Source organism: Candidatus Obscuribacterales bacterium (assembly GCA_019744775.1).
In the GTDB taxonomy this organism is placed as follows: Bacteria; Cyanobacteriota; Vampirovibrionia; order Obscuribacterales; family Obscuribacteraceae; genus SBAT01.
This window is the reverse complement of record JAIETZ010000001.1, coordinates 309,420-321,968: the sequence shown is the minus strand read 5'-3', so window position 1 is coordinate 321,968 and position 12,549 is coordinate 309,420. Positions and strand designations below refer to the sequence as shown.

Sequence of the window (12,549 nt, the reverse complement as noted above, 5' to 3'; positions counted from 1 at the left end):
TTTTGCAATTTGTTTAGAGTAATCTTCAAAAACGCCCTTAGCTTCCAACGCTTTTAGATAGTTGTAAGTACGTTAAAATTTGCCGTTGATAAAACAAGAAGCCAAGCGGGGCAACAATGTTACTAGACGCCGTTTTAAGCAATCGTGAAGGCAGCGCTGCCAGAAACTTCATACTGTCCGCCATCTGGTGGTCAATTTTAGGAATGGGAGCAGGGATGCTTGGGGGACTCGAATTCTCCATGCCAGACCTCATCCACAACATTCCACAACTGTCTTTTCCACACTTGCGCATGTGGCACGTTAACGCAGTCGCCGTAGGCTGGCTGTCCATGGGTTATGTTGGGGCCATGTATTACATGGTGCCGTCTCTGGCCAAGACAAAGCTCTGGTCGGAGCGCCTGGGCAACTTTACTATGTGGGCATGGAATGCCGTGATGGTTGGTGCCTTTTGTACTTTGATCAATGGTTCGACAGAAGGTCGTGAATACGCCGAACTAGGCGCCGTACTCGATGTGCTTGTAGCAATTGCGCTTGTCACAATTGCCGCCAACGTTTATATGACCGTCGTAAACAGAAAGGTCAAGAAACTATATGTATCGCTCTGGTATTTCCTGGGCGCACTATTTTGGTTTCCACTGGTTTACATCATCGGTCAGCGTACTTTCGTTGCCTTGCCTGGTTTGAACGATGCTATTGTCGGTTGGTTCTACGGACACAACATCCTTGGTATGTGGTTCACGACAGTTGGTGTCGGCATGATGTATTACCTCTTGCCAAGACTGACCAATGCTCCTTTATATAGCCACGGTCTTTCCATGTTGGGCTTCTGGGGTATTGCACTTTTCTATGCACCGACTGGTACTCACCACATTTTGCAATCGCCTGTACCTGAATGGCTCAAAGCAATTGCCGTTATCTCATCGGTATTTCTTTTGGTACCTGTTTTAACCGTGTTGACAAACTTCTTCATGACCATGAAGGGCAAGTGGCAACAGGTTGTCACAGATATGCCATTGCGTTTTGCCGTTACTTCTTGCATGTTCTATTTAGTTACTTGCGTGCAAGGACCATTTCAAGCAACACGTTGGGTCAACTGGTACCTGCACTTTACTCAGTGGGTAGTCGGACACGCTCACTTGGCATTGCTTGGAACGTTTTCCTTTATTTTGACCTCGGCTATTTATTACGGTCTGCCTAGAATTACTGGGCGCGACTGGCACAGCCAAGGTCTTATTCGTGCTCACTACTGGCTGAAGTTTTTAGGATTCTTGCTGATGATGGTGTCACTCACCATTGCCGGTTTGATTCAATCAGCAGGTTGGGCATTCGGTGTGCCAGTTGATCAATGGGGACTGCAGATTCGTCCTTACTGGGGACTAAGAGCAGTCAGTGGAGTCATGATTGTGCTCGGACAATGTATATTTGCCTACAATGCATTCAAGTCGTTGTACACACCGGCAGCAAAAGCAGCCGATGCTAAGACGGCGGAGGTGAAGGCCTAATGAACGGCTATCGCCTTGGTGCAATTGGTATCGTAATTACCTTTTTTACGATTATTACAGCTACTGTACTTCTGCCGATGGTGCTCTTTAATCCGGTACCGTCTAAGAGTTACAACAAATACGTAAAAACCTCTGAGGTCAACCCGGCTAGAGGTCGTCAAATTTACGTGCGTGAAGGTTGCTTCTATTGCCACACGCAATTTACGCGTTTGCAAGATAGAGGATATGGACCGCTTGTTAAAGCTGGTGACTATGTGTGGGAAACACCGCACCAATTAGGCACAGCCAGAACCGGTCCGGATCTGACCAACGAGGGCGGCAAGTTTCCCTCGGAATGGCAAAAGGCTCACTTGATTAACCCGCGTGCTGTTAAGCCCGGTTCAATCATGCCGAGTTTCAGCCACTTGTCCAATCGTGACATGAACGACTTGGTTTCCTACATTCAAACATTGGGTAACCAGAGAACAGTTCATGCATATGTGGAAGCACCGGCTGAATACGAACTTGTTTACTTACCGAAAAAGACCGTTGATACCAATTCTGATGCGGCAGCTAATGCCGGTCGCGGTATCTACACGCAAAACTGCGCTGCTTGCCACGGACTTGAAGGTGAAGGCAACGGACCAAACTCCATTTCACTGGAGAAAAAGCCTGCTAACTTCACAAGAGCGTTTTACAAGCAGTATCCGGATGCGTTCTGGTTCTATCGCGTGAGCGAAGGTGTGGCTGGTACTCGCATGCCGCGCTTCAACGAAATTTTGACTGAAGAAGAGCGCTGGTACCTGGTGGCATATTTGAAGACTCTGCCGCAAAACCAGGAAATCACTGTCGACAAACTTGATCAATTGAACAAAGTTGGACAAGTACACTTACCCAAGTTGACAGAACAAGAGTGGGAACCTCATTCAGGTGGTAACTAAGCATGTGTCCTAATTGCATCTTGAATCAAGTCGGCATTTCACCAGGTCTCTATGTGGCCTTTGGCGTCTGCTTCTTGTTCTTTGTGGTGGGAATTGCAGCCATGTGGTGGGCTTTCCGTAACGGCGAGTTCGAAGACATGGAATCAGTTAAGTACGACATGATGACCGATGAGCCGACAGCAACTCATGGTCAAACTCAGTTAAGTAGCTAGGCGGGAAAAAATGGCAGAAAAGAAAAAGCCAGAAGGCGCAGCAGCAGATGCTGTACAACCAACTGAACACTACGAAGAAGTCGCCGAATATCGAATCGGCGAAGGACCACCGCCTCTCTTCTTGATTGTGGCTTTTGCCATCATCGTCATTTGGGCTTCTATTTCATGGATACCTTTCTTTGGATATTAAGATGTTGAACAAGACCTTTTCGTGGAAAACACTAAGCCTTTTAGTTGCCTTGCCGGCAGCTATTTCCTTGTCCAGTTGTACTGAACAAGTAACTCTCAAAGGCGCAGATGACAAAATTGCCAGCCGTCAGGTTACAGAAGCTGCCGATGTGGTCATTTTCCCGGATGATAACCCGTCCATTCCGGATGGTAAGGTCGTCTATGAAAAACAACAGTGTGCTGCCTGCCATGGGGCTGACGGTAAAGGCGTGGCCAACAAAACTACCGTTGATTTGAGCAACGAAGTTATGGTCCACAAGCAAAAGCCTTTAGATCTTTACTATTTCTTGACTTATGGCAAACCAATGGCTGAAGGTTCGGCAATTGTCGCCGGACATGAGGTCAACCACCCATCTTTGAAGGACGCCTGTTCGCGTAAGCAAGTATGGGATTTGGTTTTCTACACACGTTCAATCGCTGTGCCGCCGTTGGCTCAGAAAGAAATTGACGATATGGACGCAGTATTTGGCGCCAACTGTGCCGTTTGCCACGGTAAGCGTGGACACGGAGATGGACCTCTTACTAAGAACTTTGCTCTTCAGCCGGTGCCTGCTAACTTCCACCAGTTCAATAGATTCTTCGACAGAACTGATGATGTCCTTTGGGATCACATCGCCAATGGCATTAAATGGGAAGGCATGCCCAACTTCTTGAATAAGCAAGACAGAGCCAAGAACGTGAAGTTTGATGAGGCTTACATCAAGAAGCTTGTGCAATTTGTACGCCACTTCCATAGCTCCAACGAGCCTACGGTAGCGGTTGGCTTAAATGTGCCGGCTTCGCAGCAGAACCCATCAGCAATTGAAAAGAAATAGGGATAGAGTAGCAATAGTAACGTGCTCAAAGGATGTGATGAAAATGACCGAGGGAACATCAAGAAGACTTATTCTCAAGACAGCAGCCGCCATTCCATTGGCATTTACCTTTGGTTTGGTAGCTTCACCGCTATTGCGCTTTTTGAGACCGACGATTAAGCCGTTGGATTTGCTCGGTCCATCCGATCAACCAAAGCCGAAGAAGGAAGTTGAGTTCAAGGATTCAGATTTTCCGGATGCTTGGACATGTATCCCCTTCATGTTTGAACAGACCTACAAGGAATACAACCCGGAAGGTCAGGAAGTTCGTAAGATTCCAGGATTTATCGTCAGCCTACCTGATGGTGAAAAGGTTGCTTACAGCCGCATTTGCCCGCACCTAGGCTGCGTGTTCAACTTCGTCAAAGATCCTGAAGAGTGCGCTAAAGGCTATAACTATAAGCCAAACGGACCAGTATTTGCTTGTCCGTGTCACTTGAGCGTTTATGATATTGCCCAGGGCGGCAAGGTGGTATCGGGTCCTGCTCCTAGACCACCAAGACGCTTTGAGCTGAAAAAGGACGGAGACAAGATAGCAGTCTTATCACTGGAGGCCGGGGGAATTGCCTAGTACAACTAAAAATGCGGGGCTAATGGGGGCATTAGTTGCAACCAACGATTGGCTTAAAACACGCATAGCCAACATTGATCTCTTTGACGAACATTACCAACTCGAGGCAAAGACCAACCCGTTTTATGCCATCGGTTCAATTTTCTACCTGGTCTGGATGATCGTTATGTTCACCGGACTCGTTTTGATTATGTGGTACATCCCGACCAAAGCGGCTGCCTATGACTCAATCTTGAACATTCAGCACGGCATCCTTTTCGGTAACGTCGTGAGAGGCATGCACAAATACGGCGCGGACGCGATGATTATTGCAGCCACTATCCGTATGTTCCGTATGTTTATCAATGCAGACTACAAACCAGGCAAGGAATTCAACATTGCTATTGGTCTTGTAACGCTCTTACTATCTATGTATTCCGGTTTGACTGGGTATCTGCTCATCTGGAACCAGCGCGCATTTTGGGCTACAAAAGTGTTCGCCACATTCCCAACCTATATGGACCAATTCCCGGGCATGGGTGATTTCTACTTGCCTCTGGTTAAGTCCATGCACATGGGTTGGAATACGGCTGAATTTCTATTGGGTGCCGGCGGCGCTATTACTCAAGAAACAATTACGCGCTTTTTCTCATTGCACTTAGCCTTCTCATTAATACCGCTCATCTTTGTTGAGCTGTATTTCTATAAGACAGGTTACAAGCGTATTAATATCAATTGGACCAAGCGCATTATTGTCACTTTGATGATTGCGGTTGTGGCAATTATTTTGCCGGCGGCTCTTGGTGGACGTTCCAATCCAGATGTAACGCCATTGCCTATTTTGTCTGACTGGTACTTCTTGGGCTTGTATCAAATGTATAAGTACCTCGAGCCGGTTGTAGCTACAGAAATTACGATGTTAATTCCATTGTCTGTTGTTCTTTTGCCGTTCATTGATGTTTGGCTGACAGGACCGGAAAAGGACATCAACAAACGACCGGTTATTTTCTGGGTGGCACTTATGGGACTTGTTAACTGGATTGTTTTCTCGTTCCTCATCATTGTCAACATCGCCAACATCCACAATGATCCGCCGTACTGGCGTGACAGTCTTTACCTAATGATCGATATCGGCGTTCTTTTGCAATTAGCGCTCATCTGGAAAGAAACCAATTTGGTTCAAAGGGCCAAAGGTGCATTTGCTGCCATGGTTATGGGCATAGTTGGACTTGTTCAGACTGTTGTTGCCATTGTTTATTTCTTCATGGCGAGAACAGAAATGTTCATGTCGCCAATCACACAAGCTTGGACGTACGCAGCATTCAGACCATTTATGGGCGACAATGCTAAAGCTGCCGAGGAGCTTGTACGTGAAGGAGTTAAAGGCAGTATTCCTTACTGGAACTACCACGAAATAATCGCCAAAGGTGGAGATATTCCAGCAGTTGTAACTAAGATTGCCGACATCTGCAAACAGTCGACACCACTTGACGGCATTTTTGCCGCTGCGCCGACATTTATTGAAGGTATCAAGTACAACGGCTTGATTGACTTCATGGTCTCCAACCGCTGGTGTTTTGACTACGCCACTTATGTCGATCGCATGGAAGGTATCGGCACGTCAGTTTTGGCCCAACCAATTCCAGGCAACCCGCCATATCCTATGCCGGTGCCCGATCTTGATTGGGTTTGGATGATTGCCGGCGCTGTTGTTATGGTCGCTGGTTTCGGCACCATGTGGTGGTGTAAGAAATCCAGTCAGGTTCAAGCAACACAAACACAAGCTTCGGCACAAGCGTCGTAGCATTGCAATTGGAGAAATCGTGAGTCAGAAGGAAGTCCAAGCAATAAATCCACGAAAAGTCCACTGGGCATTTCGTCTTACTGCCTTTGTAGCCTCCGTCATTACGCTTTCCTGGTTCTTTGCCGGATGGCGACAAATTCATGAAACCGCGGTATTTGCCGATTGGCTTTTGCTCGCTTCAGGAACAGTGTTTACGATTCTTCTTTTGGGTGTCCAGTCATACTGGATTTACTTTGAGGAAAAAGACAAAGGTACTTTGAAAAAGCGCATCGAGCTTTTCGAGAAAATGCAGGTGCGTTTAATGAGACGGGTTAACAGTCAGGCTAGCGGAGGTATTCGATGAGCGCTCGCGACAGATTTTTGCCGATAGTTTTGGTCCTTATCTTCGCCGCCGGTTGTCTGGGCATGACCTTTATGATGCCCTGGGCCGAATTCGGACTTTTGACTCCATCTATTCCCGGCTCCGATTGGGGTAAGCAATTTGCCGATACCCTGGGAATTTCCGGACTGCTTCAACCGGCAATTGCCTTCGTGAACAACAATTTTTCGTATCTCAAAGATGACGTAAATGCTCCATATTACGTCTACGGCTTTTTCATGGCATTAGCTCTAATTTCTGCTGCGATTGGCATAGCCGTAATCGGTCGTGAAGACGCAGAGGAAAAAACAGTTCTACCGTTGAAATAATTTTTGGTTTTGTAGGGGCGTTCAGCCTATCTGGTGAGTAAGTAAATAGGAACAAACAATATGGTGATGCATAAGCTATACACAGATCCGCTAAACAAGGCTACCTTGTGGCTTGAGCACTGGACTAACGTTATAGCAACAAGCAAGTACAACCCGTTTTATTACCACGGTGCGCTGCCACAGTTTTATCTGTGGGTGCTCTTTTTGTCGGGTCTTTTGCTTTTCGCTTACTACATTCCAACCATTGATAATGCTTATGCGTCTGAAAGACTTATTAACGCTTGGACATCAGTTGATTACATAACCAAGACAATTCCATTTGGAGCTGTGTTTCGCGGTTTGCACCGTTATGCCGGTGACGCTATGGTACTCACTATCATCTTGCACGTGTTAAGAGTTTGGTTTACCGACCGCTATAGACAGTATCGTTGGGTGCAGTGGGTATCAGGAGTAGTTCTTCTATTAGCTGTGCTCTTCATTGGTCAAACAGGCTATTACCTTGTTTGGGATGAACGCTCACTCTTGCTTACTCGTATGACAGTGTCGGCATTTGAGGCTTTGCCTATTATTGGTCAGCCATTGAAAGATTGGTTTATCAACGGCAAGGAAATAACCAACCTCACCTTATCCAACTACCTCTTTATTCACATCGGTTTGTCCTTCATGCTCCTTTTCGGCTTGTGGGTTCACTATGTGCGTATGGCACGTCCGGTTTTGACACCACCGCCTGTAATTAACTACATCCTTGTAGCTATTATTCTGGCTGTTGTCGCCATGTTCCCAATTCAAAGCGGAACAATGGCTCAGTTAACTCAAACCCCAACATCCTTTGAAATAGATTGGTTCTTCCTCTGGCCTTACTGGATGATGACCAAGATGTCCTTAGGATTCTTCTGGGCGTTGATGATTGGCGGTGTAATCCTGTTCACGGCAGTTCCTTGGTTTGTAAGAACCAAGCCTGTGGAAACAGCAGAAGTAGTCCTTACAAAATGTACCGGTTGTTCGCTTTGCGATAAAGATTGCCCCTATGAAGCAATTGATATGGTGCCGGCACCTGCCGGCAGTCGTTTCAAACTTCTGGCGACAGTTAAGTCATATCGTTGTTCCGGCTGCGGACTTTGCGTTGGCGCCTGTGCCTTCGATGCAATTGATTTACCCAATTTGCTCGATAGCGATGTTTCCAACCAAATCAAAGCAGCAGCTCAGTCTTAGTTATTTCAGGAGTCGGTCTTATCATGGTCGAGACAAAAAAGAAGACAGTAATCACCCTCATCTGTGAAAGAGCAGTTGATCTTGATCGCGAGATGGATGAGAAGGGTATCCTGAAAGATGCACCTGACGTTACGGTCATTAAGTTCCCCTGCAGCGGCATGATTCAACCTTTGATGATTGAAGCAGCTCTGAAAGCCGGTGCTGAGGGCGTAATTGTTTGTGGCTGCCAGATTGGCGATTGCTATTATCGCGAAGGCAATAAGATGATTCGCGAACGCCTTTTGGGCGAGCGTCCACCAGGTTTGAAGAAAACTGTCGATAGAAGACGTGTTGTCGCTCTCTGGTTATCCAGATTGCAAACCAAGCGTTTTATTTCGGAAGCTAAGGAGTTTGTCGGACATCTGCAAACCCTAAATAGCATAACGGAGGCTAAGTAAATGGCTGCTGCACAACCAAAAGTAAGCGAAATTGAAATGATCATCCGCTGGGGATGGTTCTTCGCCTTTTACTTTGCCTGCATCGTATTGATTGCCTGCTTCGGACTCGTCGCCGAGTTTTAAAAGACCTTTTTATCTCACTACGTTGAACATGATCGGACGGCTTACATCTAGGCCGGTGCCAGTAAGCGGATTATCCGATTCAATATTGACGCTTGGTAGAGGAGGCATGATGACCATGGGCAGGTGTTTCTTTGCCTTAGTGTCAGTCGGTACTTGTGCTATCCGTTTAGTCGCGGGTTTGCCAATTTTTCGAGTGCGTCTTGTGTCTTGACCGGCTTGTGCTTTTTGAGCGGCCTTTTCAACAATGGCATCTTCGCTATCAGGATTTGTAGCGGCGCCACCGTCAGCTTCCGGGATGACTATATCCAGTTCGTCAGGCGTGAGCATGGCAACAAGACGTGAATCAGGCAATTGTTGATCCGCAAACTCAACTGATGGATCCATAACTTCATTGTCGATGTCAGGGTTGGAAGCCAGTTCAGGATGCGCCGACATCATAGAAGAGGCAGCGTTTTTCTCTACAGGTGCTTCTAAATCACCGGCGATAATAGGAGTTATGTCGTCGTAGTAGCCAATTGTTTCATCGACTTGCGGCGGGAAGAAATACTTAGTTGGTACATTAGCAATTTCGTCTTTGATGGTATGCACTGGCGCCAGGTTGTCTGTGTCCTTGCAAATGAAGCCGTGAATAGGTTGCGGCTTTATCGCTGATATCTCGTAAGGCATAAGATAAGCAGAAGGACGTGGTGCGCCAGGTGATGTGCCTGGAGCAGACGGTGGTGGTGGTTCGCCCTCTGTTTCCTCCAGCTGTTGTCTAATTTGATTGAGAGCTGCAGTCAATGGCGGTTTGCCCATTGCCATACGCAATCCCCAGAAAAAGCGGTAGTCAAATCCAGCTAGTCCGGCAGTGTTGTGTGAGCCGAAGTTCCAGATTGGTTCAGCTCTTACAAAAGCCTGCAATCCGGATAATTCTTTGAATAGTCTTCTTGCTACTTCAAAGTCACAAATCCACGATTGGTTATTGATAGGAATTGAGGCGTTAGCGCCATACATTTCACGCCAGTTCTGTACATATGTACCTGTTGCGGAAACCGACCAACCGCCACGCTGATAAAGACCGCCGAAAGTAAAGAACGGATCAAGTTCACGTGTTGCCGGTTTGAAGTAGCCTCTGCCTCTTGCCTGCAAAAGCGTGTTGGCAAAGAGCACCATGCGGGGAGTGAGAATGTAGGAGAAAGTCAAAGCAGGCAACAAGTCAAATACAGGCGTGCCGTTTTGCTGCATTAACTCACGGGCTTGGCACTCTATCTGCAGGTTGCCTCGTCTGGTAATAGGAACGTCTTGCTGAATGCCGTAGGCAACGGAAAATATTGTTGTGTTCAAGCGAACTTCGTGCATCAACGAGTCACGGATCATAAAGAAGTTTCCGAAAACTCTTGTACGTGGTGTCAAAGTCCAACCTATAGTTACGTTGGGCAGGACACGGAAAACAACGTCAAAAGCGTTAATGAAACTAAGCTGCCTGAAAAAGTCGTTTTGCTGGAATGCGTTTAACTGCGCAAAAACAGGTGGCGGCGGAAAGTTCTTTTTTATAAAAGTGGATTTCTTGGGAAACTGAAACGGGTTGGTTTCAATACGGAACGTTGATTCACAAGAGCCGTTGAAATATAGACGAGCGGGCAGCCTTTGCAAAATTCTCAATTGCAAATTTTCGCCGAAAGACAAACGTTCTTCAGCAGCCGGTAGTGGTACCACATCGGTTGGAATAATTGAGCCAGGTAAGGCACGAACGTCGGATCTTATGTTGGCGTTCTCGATACCTGTAAAGGTGCCGGCACCAGGTTGAGCGTAAGAAGACAACTGCAAAGCAGGGGTCAATGCCAAAGCGAGCGCCTGCGAGGCTGCCATCAACTTGGCCAATCTAAATGCTCGTGAGGAGGAGCTGACGCTCTCCTTTTTAAGAAGCAATTAGGACCCTTGTCTAGCCGGTGCGTTCCGGAATTAGTTTGGTTATTTGGGTTATCAGCAAAATGGATATATTAGGCTGATAAAGGGTATATCTTTTAAGTATTGAAATAGTACCACTTCGTTTTGCAAGTGCAAGTTCCAGCGAAGGCAAAAAACAAAACAGGCAGGGAATTCTCCCTGCCTGTTTGCATTTACGAATTTACGTTCGTTGATTAATTACTGTGGAGCAGCACCACCGCCGGCACCAGTTTTTGGTGCTGGAGCAGAACCACCGCCGCCACCGCTCGTTAATCCACGTGCTGGATTGAGCTTCTTAACAACTTCGTCGGTAACGTCAATGCCGTTATTAACCAGCTTGTCGCCGCCTGCCAAAATTGTGCTGGTATCAACTACCAAATCCAGACCCTTGTCCTTCATTACTAAGTTCAAGGCTTGGGCAATATTCTGGTTGGCAATTGCTACTTGAGTTGAAACCAATTGAGAAAGTGCTTGCAATCTGCCATTGTATTCAGCTTGCAATTCGTTCTTCAGCTTTTCGATTTCTTCTTTGGGCTTCTTATCGTCTTGAGCCTTTTGCAGACGCTTGTTGGCATCTTCTTGGAAAGCTCTTAGTTGGCTTTCCGCTTGTTGTCTCAACGAGTCTGAGCCAGCAGCTTCTGGGAAAGACGTCTTGACCATGTTGTAGTTGTAATAGCCGAGCTTCACTGTTGTTGGCGTGGCTGCCTTCTGAGCGAAAGCCGGTCCGGTAATTGCTACCATGCTCAGGAGCAAGGCACTGCAAATACTGGTTACTATCTGTTTCTTCATGCGTGTTCACCTTTACCTAAGAGTCACATTTGGGGAAATCAAGATGCTTTATACAAGCCTGATGAGCGTATATAAGGCCTCTATGTTTGGGTCATGATGATACCTATAATAGATACCGATCATTAAAACCCAGTGTAACAGGTCCTGAGATTGCATGCTTCATGCGAAGGGCTCTTGAATAGTCCTTTCAGGCTGTACATTTTTCTTGTACCCGCTTATCGCGTTTCAATCACAAATGCGTTGAAAATCCTCGAGATATTGAACTTGTTTGAGACGAGGCAAGTAATCAAGGCGGTCTGATAACCAGAGAGAGAAGTGCCACCAAACAACAACAAAATTTGCGCGAATGTGTAAAGATCTTTTGCTGACGGCGCCTTATCAGGCATTCTCTGACTGGAATTTGAAAGATGACAACGCTAATTGATCTCACTCGTCCATTGGAAATCGTCGACAAAAAGGAATTTCCAGCAATGCTGATGCCTCTCTATCGCATCATTTGTCCGGAGATAGATTTTGTCGATCATGCACAAGGTGCCAAAATCATGCAGGAAATTTTTTCCTGTCCGACAACAGATCTTCCCAATGGAGAAGGTTGGGCGGAAGACAACCTCAGCATATCGAGCCATCTGGGCACGCATGTCGATGCACCGTGGCATTATGGCAGTACTTGCAATGGTGCCCCTGCTAAAACTGTGGATCAAATTCCGCTGTCAGATCTTTTTTGTGATGGCGTCGTCCTTGATCTTTCCCATTTGAAAGGAACAGGAAAAGGAATATCGATTGATGATCTAAAAGCTGCGCTTGCCAAAATTCCTTATGAGATAAAGCCTGGAGATGCAGCATTGATCCGCACTGATCATGACAAATTTGCATTGAATGATCCGATGCGCTACTTCTATCCCGGACTTACACGAGAGTCGGCTTTGTGGTTGGCCGAAAAAGGTATTAAGGTTGGCGGCACGGATGCCACCGGCTGGGATAGACCTTTTCCTGTCATGGTAAACGACTACAAAACATCAGGAGATAAAAAGCACATTTGGGATGCGCACTATGCCTATCGTGATGCGGAAGTCTATGTTGTCCAGCAACTAGTCAATTTAGACAAGCTGCCGGCTTCTAATTTTAAGGTCGCCTTTTTCCCCCTGAAACTAGTTGGTGCCAGCGCCGCTCCGTGTCGAGCCGTTGGATTTGTTGACCTATAGGTCGCAATTTTAGTGGCTGCCGATGGTTAATCAACTCAGCAAATGTGAGGGCAGCGCACTAATTTCACATTAAGCGCTCTTCCCGATATTGAACCTAGGGTTT

14 protein-coding genes are annotated in these 12,549 nt (G+C 46.7%); 12 read left to right on the top strand and 2 right to left on the bottom strand.

Annotated elements, in window-relative coordinates; genetic code table 11:
* Window positions 1-116 precede the first annotated feature (116 nt).
* The 11 genes from K2Y22_01320 to K2Y22_01270 are packed head-to-tail and all read left to right on the top strand — an operon-like array spanning window position 117 to window position 8,406.
* Window positions 117-1,502, top strand: a complete 1,386-nt coding sequence (locus K2Y22_01320; protein MBX9877073.1) for a cbb3-type cytochrome c oxidase subunit I — start codon at window positions 117-119, stop codon at window positions 1,500-1,502.
* The gene (locus tag K2Y22_01315) at window positions 1,502-2,422 is read left to right on the top strand and encodes a cbb3-type cytochrome c oxidase subunit II (GenBank protein ID MBX9877072.1); all 921 of its coding nucleotides are present in this window, start codon (window positions 1,502-1,504) and stop codon (window positions 2,420-2,422) included. Before K2Y22_01320 ends, K2Y22_01315 begins: the two co-directional genes overlap by 1 nt.
* A gap of 2 nt (window positions 2,423-2,424) precedes the next feature.
* Window positions 2,425-2,634, top strand: coding sequence for a cbb3-type cytochrome oxidase assembly protein (locus K2Y22_01310; protein ID MBX9877071.1), 210 nt, complete (start codon window positions 2,425-2,427; stop codon window positions 2,632-2,634).
* Between the two features lie 10 nt (window positions 2,635-2,644).
* A complete protein-coding gene (locus K2Y22_01305; GenBank protein ID MBX9877070.1) occupies window positions 2,645-2,824 on the top strand; it encodes a hypothetical protein in 180 nt (59 codons plus the stop codon).
* Between the two features lies 1 nt (window position 2,825).
* Window positions 2,826-3,677 (top strand): c-type cytochrome, encoded by an 852-nt coding sequence (locus tag K2Y22_01300; protein MBX9877069.1) that lies wholly within the window; start codon window positions 2,826-2,828, stop codon window positions 3,675-3,677.
* Between the two features lie 43 nt (window positions 3,678-3,720).
* Complete coding sequence (locus K2Y22_01295) at window positions 3,721-4,287, top strand: ubiquinol-cytochrome c reductase iron-sulfur subunit (GenBank protein ID MBX9877068.1); 567 nt, start codon at window positions 3,721-3,723, stop codon at window positions 4,285-4,287.
* On the top strand, window positions 4,280-6,070 hold the full coding sequence (locus K2Y22_01290) for a cytochrome b N-terminal domain-containing protein (GenBank protein ID MBX9877067.1): 1,791 nt from the start codon (window positions 4,280-4,282) through the stop codon (window positions 6,068-6,070). Before K2Y22_01295 ends, K2Y22_01290 begins: the two co-directional genes overlap by 8 nt.
* 19 nt (window positions 6,071-6,089) lie before the next feature.
* Window positions 6,090-6,413, top strand: coding sequence for a hypothetical protein (locus K2Y22_01285; GenBank protein ID MBX9877066.1), 324 nt, complete (start codon window positions 6,090-6,092; stop codon window positions 6,411-6,413).
* On the top strand, window positions 6,410-6,757 hold the full coding sequence (locus K2Y22_01280) for a hypothetical protein (protein MBX9877065.1): 348 nt from the start codon (window positions 6,410-6,412) through the stop codon (window positions 6,755-6,757). Before K2Y22_01285 ends, K2Y22_01280 begins: the two co-directional genes overlap by 4 nt.
* A gap of 60 nt (window positions 6,758-6,817) precedes the next feature.
* A complete protein-coding gene (locus tag K2Y22_01275; protein ID MBX9877064.1) occupies window positions 6,818-7,969 on the top strand; it encodes a cytochrome b N-terminal domain-containing protein in 1,152 nt (383 codons plus the stop codon).
* A gap of 23 nt (window positions 7,970-7,992) precedes the next feature.
* Window positions 7,993-8,406 carry a hydrogenase iron-sulfur subunit gene (locus tag K2Y22_01270; GenBank protein MBX9877063.1) on the top strand — a complete coding sequence of 138 codons (414 nt, stop codon included), beginning with the start codon at window positions 7,993-7,995 and terminating at the stop codon, window positions 8,404-8,406.
* 132 nt (window positions 8,407-8,538) lie between these two features.
* Here K2Y22_01270 and K2Y22_01265 read toward each other — a convergent pair whose 3' ends face one another.
* Window positions 8,539-10,377 (bottom strand): hypothetical protein, encoded by a 1,839-nt coding sequence (locus K2Y22_01265; GenBank protein MBX9877062.1) that lies wholly within the window; start codon window positions 10,375-10,377, stop codon window positions 8,539-8,541.
* A 276-nt stretch (window positions 10,378-10,653) separates the two neighbouring features.
* On the bottom strand, window positions 10,654-11,244 hold the full coding sequence (locus K2Y22_01260) for an OmpH family outer membrane protein (GenBank protein MBX9877061.1): 591 nt from the start codon (window positions 11,242-11,244) through the stop codon (window positions 10,654-10,656).
* A gap of 407 nt (window positions 11,245-11,651) precedes the next feature.
* Between K2Y22_01260 and K2Y22_01255 the strand changes: the two genes are divergently transcribed.
* Entirely contained in the window at window positions 11,652-12,446 is a 795-nt protein-coding gene (locus tag K2Y22_01255; GenBank protein ID MBX9877060.1) for a cyclase family protein, read from the top strand.
* Window positions 12,447-12,549: the final 103 nt, after the last annotated feature.